Source organism: Streptomyces oryzae (assembly GCF_017676365.1).
Lineage (GTDB): Bacteria > Actinomycetota > Actinomycetes > Streptomycetales > Streptomycetaceae > Streptomyces > Streptomyces oryzae.
In genome coordinates this window covers 1-14,191 of record NZ_JADKMA010000024.1, presented here as the reverse complement: position 1 = coordinate 14,191, position 14,191 = coordinate 1, and the positions used below count along the sequence as shown (strand labels likewise).

Annotated in this window: 13 protein-coding genes; 9 read left to right on the top strand and 4 right to left on the bottom strand. The window is 70.8% G+C overall.

The annotated features are described in order from the left end of the window. Nucleotides 1-59 precede the first annotated feature (59 nt). The gene (locus ITI46_RS35730) at nucleotides 60-836 is read right to left on the bottom strand and encodes a FadR/GntR family transcriptional regulator (protein WP_209238600.1); all 777 of its coding nucleotides are present in this window, start codon (nucleotides 834-836) and stop codon (nucleotides 60-62) included. 205 nt (nucleotides 837-1,041) lie between these two features. Here ITI46_RS35730 and ITI46_RS07330 point away from each other — a divergent pair, with 205 nt between their 5' ends. The 7 genes from ITI46_RS07330 to ITI46_RS07300 all read left to right on the top strand — a co-directional run bounded on the left by ITI46_RS07330 (nucleotide 1,042) and on the right by ITI46_RS07300 (nucleotide 8,928). Next, on the top strand, nucleotides 1,042-2,775 hold the full coding sequence (locus ITI46_RS07330) for an L-lactate permease (protein ID WP_209238599.1): 1,734 nt from the start codon (nucleotides 1,042-1,044) through the stop codon (nucleotides 2,773-2,775). Nucleotides 2,776-2,854: 79 nt separating this feature from the next. Beyond that, on the top strand, nucleotides 2,855-3,673 hold the full coding sequence (locus tag ITI46_RS07325) for a (Fe-S)-binding protein (protein ID WP_209238598.1): 819 nt from the start codon (nucleotides 2,855-2,857) through the stop codon (nucleotides 3,671-3,673). Next, on the top strand, nucleotides 3,670-5,100 hold the full coding sequence (locus tag ITI46_RS07320) for a LutB/LldF family L-lactate oxidation iron-sulfur protein (RefSeq protein WP_209238597.1): 1,431 nt from the start codon (nucleotides 3,670-3,672) through the stop codon (nucleotides 5,098-5,100). The genes ITI46_RS07325 and ITI46_RS07320 overlap by 4 nt, the downstream gene beginning before the upstream one ends. After that, nucleotides 5,097-5,744 carry a LutC/YkgG family protein gene (locus tag ITI46_RS07315; RefSeq protein ID WP_209238596.1) on the top strand — a complete coding sequence of 216 codons (648 nt, stop codon included), beginning with the start codon at nucleotides 5,097-5,099 and terminating at the stop codon, nucleotides 5,742-5,744. Before ITI46_RS07320 ends, ITI46_RS07315 begins: the two co-directional genes overlap by 4 nt. 375 nt (nucleotides 5,745-6,119) lie before the next feature. Then, complete coding sequence (locus tag ITI46_RS07310; protein ID WP_209238595.1) at nucleotides 6,120-6,875, top strand: GNAT family N-acetyltransferase; 756 nt, start codon at nucleotides 6,120-6,122, stop codon at nucleotides 6,873-6,875. Further along, nucleotides 6,872-7,669 (top strand): lysophospholipid acyltransferase family protein, encoded by a 798-nt coding sequence (locus ITI46_RS07305; protein WP_209238594.1) that lies wholly within the window; start codon nucleotides 6,872-6,874, stop codon nucleotides 7,667-7,669. The genes ITI46_RS07310 and ITI46_RS07305 overlap by 4 nt, the downstream gene beginning before the upstream one ends. Before the next feature lie 116 nt (nucleotides 7,670-7,785). Continuing rightward, the gene (locus ITI46_RS07300) at nucleotides 7,786-8,928 is read left to right on the top strand and encodes a PP2C family protein-serine/threonine phosphatase (protein WP_307808088.1); all 1,143 of its coding nucleotides are present in this window, start codon (nucleotides 7,786-7,788) and stop codon (nucleotides 8,926-8,928) included. Nucleotides 8,929-8,938: 10 nt separating this feature from the next. On the opposite strand, the gene ITI46_RS07295 is transcribed toward ITI46_RS07300, so the two are convergent. Then, nucleotides 8,939-9,493 carry an HPP family protein gene (locus ITI46_RS07295; protein ID WP_307808087.1) on the bottom strand — a complete coding sequence of 185 codons (555 nt, stop codon included), beginning with the start codon at nucleotides 9,491-9,493 and terminating at the stop codon, nucleotides 8,939-8,941. A gap of 246 nt (nucleotides 9,494-9,739) precedes the next feature. On the opposite strand from ITI46_RS07295, the gene ITI46_RS07290 reads away from it, so the two are divergent. Together ITI46_RS07290 and ITI46_RS07285 are read left to right on the top strand one after the other, a co-directional pair. Continuing rightward, on the top strand, nucleotides 9,740-10,561 hold the full coding sequence (locus ITI46_RS07290; RefSeq protein ID WP_307808086.1) for a YhjD/YihY/BrkB family envelope integrity protein: 822 nt from the start codon (nucleotides 9,740-9,742) through the stop codon (nucleotides 10,559-10,561). 74 nt (nucleotides 10,562-10,635) lie between these two features. After that, nucleotides 10,636-11,259, top strand: a complete 624-nt coding sequence (locus ITI46_RS07285; protein ID WP_209238593.1) for a LysE family translocator — start codon at nucleotides 10,636-10,638, stop codon at nucleotides 11,257-11,259. Between the two features lie 122 nt (nucleotides 11,260-11,381). On the opposite strand, the gene dnaK is transcribed toward ITI46_RS07285, so the two are convergent. Next, complete coding sequence (gene dnaK / locus ITI46_RS07280; protein WP_209238592.1) at nucleotides 11,382-13,259, bottom strand: molecular chaperone DnaK; 1,878 nt, start codon at nucleotides 13,257-13,259, stop codon at nucleotides 11,382-11,384. A gap of 118 nt (nucleotides 13,260-13,377) precedes the next feature. Continuing rightward, nucleotides 13,378-14,115 carry a L,D-transpeptidase family protein gene (locus tag ITI46_RS07275; RefSeq protein ID WP_209238591.1) on the bottom strand — a complete coding sequence of 246 codons (738 nt, stop codon included), beginning with the start codon at nucleotides 14,113-14,115 and terminating at the stop codon, nucleotides 13,378-13,380. Nucleotides 14,116-14,191 lie beyond the last annotated feature (76 nt).

Genomic DNA, 14,191 nt, shown 5'->3' with positions numbered 1-14,191 from the left:
CGTGCGGCCGGACCCGACAGCGGCCCACCGACCGCGGCCGGGGCGGGACTTCGCCGGCGCTAAGACCCGGTGCCGCTCTCGGGCTCCGCGCCGCGCTCCGGCTCGTCCAGGACCGCGTAGACCAAGTCGTGGTGGAAGCCGCGGATATGGGCCTCCACGAGCTCCCCGGCGCGCTCGGAGTCGCCTGCGGCAATGGCGTCGTAGATCGCGTGGTGTTCCGAGCGGAGCCGGGCCGCGGTGGCCTCCCAGTCGTCGAGCTCGTGGAAGACCTTCAGCAGGGTGTGCCGGACGGCGTTGCGCACCGCGATGGTCATATCGGCGATCAGCCGGTTCCCGCCGGCCTCGGCGATCGACGCGTGGAACTCGGTGTCGCAGTCGTTGAACTTCTCCAGGCTCAGCCGGGGATCGTCCATGCGGTCCAACTGCTCCCGCATCGCGGCGAGATGCTCGGGGGTCGCCTGTGCGGCGGCCAGTCGGGCACTGGAGCGTTCAAGCGTGGCGCGCGCCTCCACCACGTCGGCGAAGGGGAAGTGTGCCAGCGCCATGTGCAGGCGCAGGAACTGGGTGAGGCCCGCGCTGGGCATCGCGGCGATCACGCTGCCGGAGGCCGGCCCGGTGCCCACTCGCGGACGCAGGGCGCCCTGCGCCTCCAGCACCCGCAGCGCCTCGCGCACCGCGGCCCGGCTCACCCCGAGCAGCTCGACCAGCTCCCGCTCCGGCGGCAGCCGGTCGCCGACCCGGAGGTTGCCGGTCAGGATCTGCTCCTCGATCCGTGCGAGAACGAGCTCAAAGGTACGGGAGCGCGGAACCGGCTCCCAGGCTATCGGCTCAGACACGGACCGGCCTTTCACTCTGGGTCATCAGTGCAGCTCGCGGCGGGCGGATTGCCAGCTCGGCACCCGTTCATCGTAGCCCGTCAGCGGATTGTTTGGTCCGACCAAGCAGATTGTTGCTGTCAGAACCCTGGACAGCGCGTGGCCGGCTCCGTACCTTGAGCGCCCAGTCAATGGTCTGACCAAGCCCCCAAAGGCGGAGGGTTGTATGTTCCAGCCAGATCTTTCCCCGGTTCTGGACAGCCTGGCCCTGTCGGCGCTGATAGCGGCGTTGCCGCTGCTGACGTTGTTCGTCCTGCTGGGCGGAGTGCGGCTCAAGGCCCACTGGGCCGGACTGGCCGCGCTGGGCGTGGCCGTCGCCGTCGCCGTGACCGCGTACGGCATGCCGGTCGGCTACGCGCTGCTCTCCGCTTCGGAGGGCGCGGCGTTCGGCCTGTTCCCGATCATGTGGATCGTCCTCACGGCGATCTGGGTCTACCAGCTCACCGTCGTCAGCGGCTGGTTCGAGGACCTGCGCCGCTCCTTCAACCTGGTCAGCAGCGACCTGAGGGTGCAGGCGCTGATCATCGCCTTCTGCTTCGGCGCGCTGCTGGAGGCGCTGGCCGGCTTCGGCGCCCCGGTGGCGATCACCGGCGTCATGCTGATGGCGCTCGGTTTCTCGCCGCTCCGCGCTGCCGGTACGGTGCTCGTCGCCAACACCGCGCCGGTGGCCTTCGGCGCCATCGGCATCCCGATCATCACCGCGGGCAACCTCACCGGCATCCCCTACACCGATCTGGGCGCCTACGTCGGCCGCCAGACGCCGCTGCTGGCGCTGTTCGTCCCGCTGCTGCTGGTGGCGCTGGTCGACGGCATACGCGGAATACGCCAGACCTGGCCCGTGGCGCTGGTCTGCGGCGGGACCTTCGCGGCGGCGCAGTTCGTGAGCGCGACCTACGTGTCGGTGGAGCTGACCGACATCATCGCCTCGCTGGTGGCGCTGGTGACCGTCGTGCTCTTCCTGAGGGTCTGGCACCCGCTGGGCGGCGAGCAGGTACGTGCCGACCTGAAGCGCGCCGCGGAAACGGAGACCCACGCGACGGAGGGCTCCGCCCCGACTGGCCCCAGCCCGGACGGCTCCACCCCGGACGGCTCCGAGGCAGCCGGCTCCGGTCCGTCCGCGTACGGCGACGCCCTGGCCTCGTCGCCGCGGATCAGCAACTCCCGAGTGGCGATGGCCTTCGCGCCCTACCTCGTGGTGATCGCCGTCTTCTCGGTGGCGAAACTCTGGGACCCGGTCAAGGAGTTCCTCGCCTCCACCGACGTATCGATCCCCTGGCCCGGGATCGACGGGAAGCTGCTCACCACGGGCGGAGAGGTCTCCGGCACCACGCAGTACGTCCTTCCGTGGCTGTCGTCTCCCGGCACCCTGCTGCTGCTCAGCGGAGTCGTCGTCGCCGCCGTCTACCGGGTCAGGCCCTCGGTCGCGGTACGCGAGTTCGCCGGCACCGTGGTCAAGCTGCGCTGGGCCATGCTGACGGTCGCCTCGGTGCTGGCGCTCGCCTACGTGATGAACCTGGCCGGGCTCACCATCACCATGGGCTCCTGGATCGCCGGCACCGGCGCCGCGTTCGCCTTCCTCTCCCCCATCCTCGGCTGGCTCGGCACCGCGGTGACCGGCTCGGACACCTCGGCCAACGCGCTGTTCGCCACGCTGCAGCAGACCGCGGCCGGGAAGGCGGGGCTCGACCCGGCGCTGCTGGTGGCCGCGAACACCTCCGGCGGCGTGGTCGGCAAGATGATCAGCCCGCAGAACCTCACCATCGCCGCCACAGCCGTCGGTCTGCTCGGACACGAAGCGGAGCTGTTCCGCAAGGCGATCAAGTGGAGTCTGCTCCTGCTGCTGGTGATGTGCCTGCTGGTCTTTCTCCAGTCCAACCTCCTGGCCTGGATGCTCCCCTGACCCTGCGCACCGGCGACCGGCGACGCCCGCGCACCCGTATCCCCGTACCCCCGAATCCCCTCGCGCGATCGGAGAGAACATGAGGACCGCGCTGTTCATCACCTGCTTCAACGACACCATGCACCCCGCCACGGGCCGTGCGGTCGTGACCCTGCTGGAGCGGCTCGGCTGCACGGTGGACTTCCCCGCCGGGCAGACCTGCTGCGGACAGATGCACTTCAACACCGGCTACCAGCGTGACTGCATACCGCTGGTGCGCCGGTTCGGCGAGGTGTTCGCCGGCTACGACGCCGTGGTCGCACCCTCGGGGTCCTGCGCCGCGATGATCCGCCACCACCACGCGAGAGTGGCCGAAGTGGCAGGTGACCGGGGGCTCCTGGAGGCCGTACGTACCGCGCCTCCGGTCTACGAGCTGTCCGAGTTCCTGGTCGATGTGCTCGAAGTGACGGATGTCGGCGCCTACTTCCCGCACCGGGTCACCTACCACCCCACCTGCCACTCGCTGCGGATGCTGGGCGTCGCCGACCGGCCGCTCGCCCTGCTGCGGGCGGTGCGGGGCATCGACCTGGTGGAACTGCCCGACGCCACGCAGTGCTGCGGATTCGGCGGCACGTTCGCGCTGAAGAACTCCGACACCTCGGTGGCCATGGGCGCCGACAAGGTGCGCGGCGTACTGGACAGCGGGGCCGAGGTCCTCTGTGCGGGAGACAACTCCTGTCTGACGCACATCGGTGGTCTGCTCTCCCGGTTGCGCACCGGGGTGCGGACCATGCACCTCGCGGAGATCCTCGCCGCCACGGAGCGTACGACCGCGACGGAGCCCACGACCGCGACGGAGCGTACGACCGCCACGGGCGCCCCCTCCCACGCCGTCGCCACGGGAGGGGGTCCGCGATGAGCTCGGCCTTCCTCGGCATGCCGCCCTTCCCCCAGGCCGCGCGGCGAGCGCTGGCCGACACCCAGCAGCGGCGCAACCTCGCCGGCGCCACCCGCACCATCCGCCACAAGCGTGCCGAGGTGGTGGGAGAGCTGCCGGACTGGGAGGAGCTGCGGGAGGCCGGCCGCGCACTCAAGGAGCGTACGCTGCGCCATCTCGACCACTACCTGGTGCAGTTGGAGGAGCGGGTCACCGCGGCCGGCGGGCAGGTGCACTGGGCACGGGACGCGGCGGAGGCCAACCGGATCGTGACGCGCCTCGTCCAGGAGACCGGCGAGCGGGAAGTGGTCAAGGTCAAGTCGATGACCACCCAGGAGACCGGCCTCAACCGAGCGCTGGAGACAGCGGGCATCACCGCCTACGAGACGGATCTCGCCGAGCTGATCGTGCAGCTCGGCGACGACCTGCCGTCCCACATCCTGGTGCCGGCGATCCACCGCAACCGCGCGGAGATCCGGGAGCTGTTCCGGCGCACGATGCCGGACGCCGAAGGGGTGGGGGACGACCCGGCGGAACTGGCGGAGGCCGCACGGCGGTATCTGCGGCAGAAGTTCCTGCGGGCCAAGGTGGGCATCTCGGGCGCCAACTTCCTGGTCGCGGAGACCGGAACGGCCGTGGTGGTGGAGTCGGAGGGCAACGGGCGGATGTGCCTGACCCTCCCGGAGACGCTGATCTCCGTCGTCGGCATCGAAAAGGTGGTGCCGACCTGGCAGGACCTGGAGGTCTACCTCCAGTTGCTCCCCCGCTCCTCGACCGGTGAGCGGATGAACCCCTACACCTCCACCTGGACCGGGACGCAGGACGGCGACGGCCCGCGCGGCTTCCATCTGGTGCTGCTGGACGGCGGAAGGACCGACACCCTCGCCGACCGGATCGGGCGCCAGACGCTGAACTGCATCCGCTGTTCGGCGTGCCTCAACGTCTGCCCGGTCTACGAGCGCACCGGCGGGCACGCCTACGGCTCCGTCTACCCGGGGCCGATCGGCGCGGTGCTCAACCCGCAGCTGCGCGGCACCGGAACGGAGACGGACCGCTCGCTGCCGTTCGCCTCCACCCTCTGCGGTGCCTGCTACGAGGTGTGCCCCGTGAAGATCGACATCCCCGAGGTGCTGGTGCATCTGCGCGCCCGGGTGGTGGAGGAGACCGGCGGGAGACGGCACACACCGACGCCGGAAGCGGTGGCGATGCGCGCCGCCCGCTGGGTGTTCTCCTCCCCGGCGCGGCTCTCGGCAGCGCAGCGCCTCGCGGCCCTGGGCAGCCGCGTGGTGGCCCGTCGGGGGCGGATCGCCCGGCTGCCGGGACCGCTCGCCGGCTGGACCGACGCCCGGGACGCACCGGCCCCGGCCGGGGAACCCTTCCGTCAGTGGTGGGAGAGGACGCACAGGTGAGCACCGCACGCGACGAGATACTGGCCCGGGTCCGCGCGGCGCTCGCCGACGTCCCGGAATCCGAACGCCCTGCCGATGTCCCGGTGAAGCGGGCGTACGCAACCGGCGGTGACCAGCCGGGGAGCGCACCGGAGACCGTGGCGCTGTTCACCGAACGGCTCGCGGACTACGGCGCCACGGTGCGTACGGTGAGCTCGGGCCGTGCCGCCACCGAGGTGGCCAGGACGCTCGCCTCCCGGGGCGCGAGCCGGCTGGTGGTGCCGCGCTGGTTCCCTCCCGCGTGGTCAGCCCAGCTGGCCGCCGCCGGGATGCGGAGCGATGAGCCGCCGCTGTCGGTGGATGAGCTGGACGCGGTCGACGCCGTGGTCACCACCGCGGCCCTGGCCATTGCGGAAACGGGCACCCTGGTGCTGGACGGCGGACCTGGTCAGGGGCGCCGGGCGGTGACCCTGGTGCCGGACTTCCACCTGTGTGTCCTGCGTGCCGACCAGGTGGTGGCGTCCGTTCCACAAGCGCTGTCCCGGCTGGACCCGCTCCGGCCGCTGACCTTCGTCTCCGGCCCCTCCGCGACCAGCGACATCGAACTGGAACGGGTGGCGGGCGTGCACGGACCGCGGACGCTGGAAGTCCTCGTCGTGCGGTGAGCGGCTCGGCTTCCTCTGCTGCCCCGGGCGGAGCCGGCGCCGGTGCCAGTGCGGTGCGGGCGCCGGTCGGTTCCCGCTCCGGTGCCGGTGCCGGTGCCGGTTCCCGTTCCGGCAGGCGTCGACGCCCGGACGACGGCTGACGTCAACCGCCCCGTAGGTCCCCCGTTGCCCGGCGGTCGGCCGGCCGGCGGCTGCCCGCCGCGCATCGGCCATTGGTCGTATGCGCTTCATGAGCAGCTCACACGTTCGTCGGCCGGCGCTGTGACGATCGGCGGCGCACCGAAGCTCCCGGGTCTTCGAGGCTCATCGGGCCCCGAGGCTCCCCGAGCCCCCGAGACGAGTCCGGCACGAGCCTGCCAGGAGGCACGACCAGCCATGACGACTCCATCCATCGCAAAGGCCGACGTCGCATACGTCACTGCACTCGCCGATTCCACCGCCGAGATACGCGCCGCGCAGCGGCTCCGCCACCAGGTCTTCGGCGAGGAGATGGGCGCGACCCTCGACTCCCCCGTGGCACATCACGACGTGGACGCCTTCGACGACTTCGCGGACCACCTCATCGTCACGGACACCTCGACAGGCGACGTGGTGGGAACCTACCGTCTCCTGCCGCCGGGCCGGGTCCAGCGCTCGTACTCGGACGCCGAGTTCGACCTCAGTGCGCTGGACGGTATCCGCCCCTCGCTGATCGAGGCCGGGCGCTCGTGTGTGCACCCCGATCACCGCTCCGGGGCCGTGGTCAACCTGATGTGGTCCGCGCTCGCCCGCTATGTGCTGCTCTCGGGGCACCGCTACCTCGCGGGCTGTGCTTCGGTGCCCCTGGCCGACGGCGGACGTGCGGCCGCGAACGCCTGGTCGCTGTGTTCGGCCCGGCACTCACCGCCTCCCGGCCTGACGGTCTCCCCCCGGCACCCCTGGGAACCCGGACCGCAGTCCACGGGTGGGACAGCCGCAGCCGGCTACGCGCAGCTTCCGCCGCTGTTCCGCGGCTATCTGCGGCTCGGTGCCTGGGTGTGCGGCCCGCCGGCCCATGACCCTCGGTTCGGCGTCGCGGACTTCTTCGTCGTCCTCGACATGGAAGAGCTCGACGACCGCTATCGCCGCTACTTCCTCGGGCAGTCGCGGTGAGCCCTTGGGCCGTCTCCTCGCCCTGTACGGCGCAGTGCGCCGGCCACCGGCTGCCACCGGTCACGGCTGCGGTGCGGGCGCGCCGGTACGCGGCCCTGGCCGCCACGCTGGCCCACGGGGTGGCGGCAGGGCCGCGGCTGGCACGGGAGGAAGTGCTGCGCGTACGGGCCCGCGGAGTGATACGGGCTCTGGGACTGGGGCTGGAGACCTCGACGGCCGCCTTCAGCCGACCGCGCCGCCCCGGCGAGCCCGGAGCGCTGATCGTGGCGGACCACATCTCATGGCTCGACGCCCTCGCGCTGTTCGCGGTGGAACCGGCGACCACGCTCGCCAAACGGGAGGTGGCGCGGTGGCCGCTGTTCGGGGCGCTGGCCCGGCAGGCGGGTGTGCGGTTCATCGACCGGGACCGGCTGCGGACCCTTCCCGGCACGGTGGCGCAGGTGGCGGCCACTTTGCGCGGCGGCCGTTCGGTGGTGGTCTTCCCCCAGGGGACGACCTGGTGCACCGAGTCCGGTAGCGGTTTCCGGCGTGCGATGTTCCAGGCGGCGATCGACGCCGGTGCCCCCGTCCGGCCGGTCACGGTCAGCTACCGGCAGCGCGGCCTGCCCAGCACAGTGGCGGCGTTCGTCGGCGACGACTCCTTCGGCTCCTCCCTGCACCGGGTGATCAGCGCCCGCGAGCTCACCGTGTGCGTCATGGCCCATCCCCTGCTGCGCCCCCTCACGGACAGGCGGACGCTCGCCGCCGCTGCCCACACGGCGATCCGCGGCACGGAAGCGCCCGCGCACATCTGAGGCACCCGGGAACGGAGCGGGACTCCGGCACCGGCCACGGAGAGCCCGGGTACGCATGGGCGTCGCGTCGGTGTGTGGGGGCAGGAGTCGGGAGCGACGGGGGTTATACAGGGACTGTGCGTCTGCAGAGCCTTTGGGGTACGGCGTGGCCATGGCAGCCGCGCCATGTGCTGCTGGCGCTCCCGCTCGGGCTGATCGCCGTCGTGGTGATCGTGGACCTCCTGGCCCCTCCCGACGTTCACCTCGGCCCCGTGCTTGTCGCGGCGCCGGCCGTCACCGCTGCACTGGGCGGACCCCGGCTGGTGGTGGCGGTGGGAGCGGTGGCCACCGCGGCGCAACTCGCGATCGGGGTGACCCGTCGGGGATGGCTGACGCTCAATCACCAGATGCAGATCCTCGCGCTGGTGATCGTCACCGCCGTGATCGCCCTCTTCGTCTACCTGCGCGAGCGTCAGCAGCGCGAGATGACCCAGGTGCGTTCGGTCTCCGAGGCCGTGCAGCGTGTGCTGCTCCGTCCGCTGCCCCCGCGGCTGGGCCCGCTGCAGGTCGCCTCGTTCTATGTGGCGGCGGAGGAGGAGGCCCAGGTCGGCGGTGACCTGTTCGCCGCAGCCCGTACCGACGGACTGACCAGAGTGATCGTCGGCGATGTACGGGGCAAAGGGCTGAGCTCGGTCAGCGACGCGGCGCTGCTGCTGGGCGCTTTCCGGGAGGCGGCGCACCAGCGCGGTGACCTGCCGACCCTCGCCCGCTATCTGGAGCAGAGCGTCAGCCGTGACCTGTACGAACTCGTCGAGGCCGACCGCGGCATCGAGGAGGACTTCATCACCGCAGCGCTCGTCGAGCTCCCCGATGACGAGCGGATGGTCCGGCTGGTCAACTGCGGTCATCCGCCGCCGCTGCTGGTACGGGGGCGAGGACGGGAACGGCGCGTCACGCCACTGCTGTCCGAGGTTCAGGAGGCCCCGCTGGGTCTGGGCGAGTTCGTCTCGTCCACCTATCCGGGCGACGCCTTCCCGCTGGAGGACGACGATCTGCTTCTCCTGTACACGGACGGCGTCATCGAAGCCCGCGACGAGGCAGGGGTCTTCTATCCGCTGGGCGAGCGGCTCGCCCGGTGGGTGGGCGACGACCCCGAGACGCTGGTGCGGCGGCTGAAGGCTGACCTGATCGCCCACAGCGGCGGCAGCCTCGGCGACGACGCGGCGGTGGTCGCCCTGCAGCGCACAGCAGCGGGAGCGGATGTCCGTCAGCAGTCCTGAGGACTCCTGGCTACGGGCCGGCCGAGCTCGTCCCGCGCTCCGGGCGGGCGCCGGGGACGCGGGCGAGCACGGCCGAGAGAACGATCACCAGCGCCAGTCCCGCCAGCATGCCGTACAGCGGCTTGCCGGGCCGGGTGATGCCGGAGGTGATGAGCAGGGCGGTCGCGGCGGCGGGCGGATGGGGCGCGCGGAGCAGGGTCAGCAGCAGCAGCGTCACGCCCACCGCGAGGGCCTGGGCCCCCGTCTGCCGAAGGCTCTCCCGGTGCGTCTCCGCGACCGAGGGATGGTTCCACAGCCCGAAGGCCGCCAGACAGGCGAGCCCGCACGCGATTGCGGCCGCGTGTGCCAGCACCGCGCTGCGGAGCTGGGACCCCTCGCTCTCCGGGTGCGCCAGCAGCAGGTACGCCGTCGGACCCAGCGCCGTGGTCAGCCACACCCAGCCGACACCACCGCCGACCAGGCCGACCACCGTGAGCGCGAAGGCGCTCAGCACCAGCAGCCTGACCCCGGCCACCCACGGCGGCCCGGGGTCGGTTCTCTTCGCAGCGCTTCGTCGCAAGGGCACCTTTGTTCGCCTCCTGGCCGCTCGGCTTCCGGGATTCGGTGACCGCCGAACAGAATTACTCGGTATTACTCGGTGCGGAATGCAGCTATACGGCTTCTTTTATTGTGATACTGACTGCAGTGGGCTGGTTCCGCGTCTCGGGGATGAACCGCGGACCCAGCCCCTTGAAGTGCCCCGGCGACTTACCGATCCGCCTGGGTGGGAGGTCATCAGGTGCCCAGCCGATGGGGGGTGCTCAGGCACCGTGTGGCCACGTCCGCGGGTGGGCGGGTGTGGCGGCACGGCACCGAATTCGAATTGCTCAGCCGGGCCATGAGCTTTGCCGTACTGGCCTTCGTCGCGATGGTTCCGCTGCTGGTCGTCGTTGCCGCGATCGACCCGATCCAGAGCGCCGGATTCGAGCGGTGGATCGTCAACGGCATGGGCCTGGAGAACCCCGAAGCGGCGGAGAGCGTCCGCGATCTCTTCTCCACACCGCGCCAGGTCATCAACACGACCAGTGTGCTGAGCGCCGTGCTGCTGGCCCTGTTCGGGGTGACTTTCGCAGCGAGCGTCCAGACGGGTTACGAAAAGATCTGGGGCCTTCCGCCGAGCCGTACCCGCCACAAGGTCTGGCGACAGGCCGTATGGCTCGCCGTCCTCACCGGATTCCTCTTCGCCGAGGTGGAGAGCGAGGAGGTGCTGCGCAACGGCGCTGCGCAGGGTGTGGGCCGGGTGGCGCTGACGCTGGTTTCCGGACTGCTCTTCTTCTGGTGGGCGCAGCACTTTCTGCTCGTGGGCCGCGTGCCGTGGCCCGCGCTTCTCCCGGGAGCGGTGGCCACGATGGTGGGGCTCGCGGGGCTGCGCGGTTTCTCGTATTTCGTCTTCTCGCCGCTGCTCGTCAGCAGCACCCATTCCTACGGCGCTGCCGGGACTCTTCTGATCGTCGAGTCATGGCTCATCGGCGTGGGTTTCGTCGTCTACGGTGGCCCGTTGTTCGGCCATCACGTGCAGAGCTGGACAATCCGCGGAACCCGCCGCCGCGGGGGCCGGAAAGGAGGGGTACGGCGTCGGCGCGCCCCGATGTGACAGCGTGCTCCCGGCCGCCGGACGGGCCGGCAAATGGCTTGTGGCGGCCGGCCGCGCTTGGCGATGCTGACCCGATGCTGACTTCACTGGCCGCGTTCGTCGGTGCGGCTTTTCTGATCGCCATGGTCCCGGGGCCGAGCACGGTGGTGATTCTGCGCCGGGCAGTGGTGGACGGCCGGAGAACCGGAATGGCCGCGGTGCTGGGCAACGAGTGCGGGGTGCTGCTGTGGGGGCTCGCCGCGGCGTTCGGGCTGTCGGTCCTGCTGCTGGCCTCGCAGTTCGCCTACGACGTCATACGGATCACGGGCGCTGCGGTGCTGGTGTGGATGGGGGCGCGGGCGCTGTGGCGGGCGCGGCGGGTCGCGGGGCAGGCGGGGGAGCCGGCACAGACGGCTCCGGTCTCGAACCGGCGGGCGTTCTGGCAGGGCCTGGTCACCAACGCCGCCAACCCGAAGGCGGGCGTTTTCGCGGTCTCCTTCCTGCCGCAGTTCGTGCCGGACGGCGCCCCCGTCCTTGCGATGCTGCTCGCCTTCTCGGTCATCTGGGTGGTGGCCGACCTGATCTGGTACCTGCCGCTGGTTGCCCTGGCCGGGCGGGTCGGCGGCGTGCTGCGGCGGCCGTCCGTCCGCCGCCGCATGGAACAGATTTCCGGCGCGGTGCTGGTGGGGCTCGGCGTCAGGCTGGCCGTCGACGCGTGAGCGCGCCCCGAAGGGGCGCGGGGAACTGCTCCCCCGAGCTCTTCGAGCAGGGGGCGCCCCCACAGCCACAAACGGCCCCACAGCCCGCAAACAACCTCAAGGGACACCCCCTCACCGGCAGATCAGCCGGACCCGCGCTTCTCGTCGTCGACGATCTCGGCGTCCACGACGTCATCCTCCGCACCGGCGGCGCCGGAGCCGGCCGGCTCCGAACCGTCCGGGCCAGGCGCGGACTGGGCTCCCGCGTACATGGCCTGGCCCAACTTCTGGCTGACCGTGCTGACGCGCTCCGCGGCAGCACGGATCGCCGCGGTGTTGTCACCGTCGGCGGAAGACTCCGCCTTCAGCTTCTCCTTCAGTCCGGCGACCGCTTCCTCGACCTCGGACCTGGTGTCCGCCGGGACCTTCTCCTCGTTCTCGGCGAGGAACTTCTCGGTCTGGTGGACGAGAGCCTCGGCCTGGTTACGGGTCTCCGCGGCCTCGCGCCGCCGGCGGTCCTCCTCGGCGTGCTGCTCGGCCTCCCGCATCATCCGGTCGATCTCGTCCTTCGGCAGGCTGGAACCGCCGGTGACCTGCATCTTCTGTTCCCTGCCCGTCCCCTGGTCCTTGGCGGAGACGTGCATGATCCCGTTGGCGTCGATATCGAAGGCGACCTCGATCTGCGGCACGCCACGGGGCGCCGGCGGCAGCCCGGTGAGCTCGAACATGCCGAGCTTCTTGTTGTACGCGGCGATCTCCCGCTCGCCCTGATAGACCTGCACGTTCACCGAGGGCTGGTTGTCCTCCGCGGTGGTGAAGATCTCCGAGCGGCGGGTGGGGATCGTGGTGTTCCGTTCGATGAGCTTGGTCATGACGCCGCCCTTGGTCTCGATGCCGAGGGACAGCGGCGTGACGTCCAGCAGCAGCACGTCCTTGACCTCGCCCTTGAGCACCCCGGCCTGGAGCGCGGCGCCGATGGCGACGACCTCGTCGGGGTTGACGCCCTTGTGCGGGTCCTTGCCGGTGAGGTTCTTGACCAGCTCCGTCACCGAGGGCATCCGGGTCGAACCGCCGACCAGGATCACATGGTCGACGTCGGAGACATTGATCCCCGCGTCCCGCACCGCGCTGTGGAACGGGCCTTCGCACCGTTCGAGCAGGTCCGAGGTCAGCTGCTCGAACTGGGCCCGGGTGAGCTTCTCGTCCAGGTGCAGCGGGCCCTCGGCGGACGCGGTGATGTAGGGCAGATTGACCGTGGTCTCCGTCGTGGCGGACAGCTCGATCTTCGCCTTCTCGGCCGCCTCCCGCAGTCGCTGCACCGCCATCTTGTCCTGGGACAGATCGACGCCGTAGTTGTTCTTGAACTGCTTGGTGAGGTGATCGACGATCCGCTGGTCCCAGTCGTCACCGCCCAGATGGGTGTCGCCGGAGGTCGACTTCACCTCGACCACACCCTCGCCGATCTCCAGCAGCGAGACGTCGAACGTGCCGCCGCCCAGGTCGAAGACGAGGACCGTCTGGTCGTTCTCCTTGTCCAGCCCGTAGGCGAGTGCGGCCGAGGTCGGCTCGTTGATGATCCGCAGCACGTTCAGCCCGGCGATCTCCCCCGCCTCCTTGGTGGCGGTGCGCTGGGTGTCGTTGAAGTAGGCGGGCACCGTGATGACGGCGTCCGTCACGTCGTCCCCGAGGAACGCCTCCGCGTCCCGCTTGAGCTTCTGCAGCACCCGCGCGGAGATCTCCTGCGCGGTGTACTGCTTGCCGTCGATGCTGCCGGACGCCGGGAAGCGCCAGTCCGACTCGCCCACGTGCCGCTTCACCGAGCGTGCCGTGCGCTCCACGTTGGTGACGGCCTGCCGCTTGGCGACCTCCCCCACCAGCACTTCGCCGCCCTTGGCGAAGGCCACCACAGAGGGTGTCGTCCTGGCACCCTCCGCGTTCGGAACGACGGTGGGCTCGCCACCCTCCAGGACGGAGACCACCGAGTTGGTCGTACCGAGATCGATACCGACTGCGCGTGCCACCTCAATCTCCTCTCCTGCGGTCCCACCGTCGCCGCGACTCGTCTGCCCTTCCTTCCTGCATAAAAGTTGAGTCACCTGCTGTCAAGTGCGCGAGCCCCCCGCCCCCGGGAAGACGCCCTCACGTCGGCGGCTTGCGCCCCCAGATCCGGACCGTGTCGCCGATCCGCATCCACCGCCACAGGTTCTCCGCGTCGTCGTAGCGCAGGTTGACGCAGCCGTGCGAGCCGGGCGGGCTGTAGATGTTCTTCTGCGTGCCGTGGAATGCCTGGCCACGGCTGAAGTACTGGCTGAACGGCATCTTCTGCCGGTACGGGGCCGAATAGTCGTGCCGCACCCGGCGCTGGATGCGGAACCGTCCGGTACGCGTCTCGTACCCGGGGGCGCCGCTGCGGGCCGGCATCGCACGGAGGACGACCTTGCGCCCCTTGAGCAGCCACAGCACCTGATGGGTCAGGTCGAGACAGGCCACCCGGCCGCGGGCCGGCGGACAGTGCTTGTCCGCCAGCAGCTTCTCCGGGTGCCCCGCCGCCCAGCGCACGTACAGGGCCCGGTAGGTGGCGGGAGAGGCGTAGCCGTCCGCGGGCAGCACACCCTCCTGCTCCTGGAAGTTGCGGATCGCCTCGCAGTCCTTCGGCGACTGCCGGCCGTCCACCGGGAGGCCCAGATACCGCTCGACGGCCCCCTGCTGCGGCCCGGCCTTCGTGGAGCACCCGGCTGCTCTTTCCGAGCCGCCCCCCGCCAGGCGCGGGGCGAGCGCCTGGGAGGGTACGGCTTCGGCGAGGCCGAACAGCAACAGCAGCGCGAGTGTCGGCAGCTGGGCACTACGGGCGGGGAGTGGGAAATTCTTCGCTGGCATGCACGGGCATCTGCCCCGGCTGCCGCGCATACAGCGCGGAACCCTCCGGATTCACCTGACCGCCGCACACGGCTCC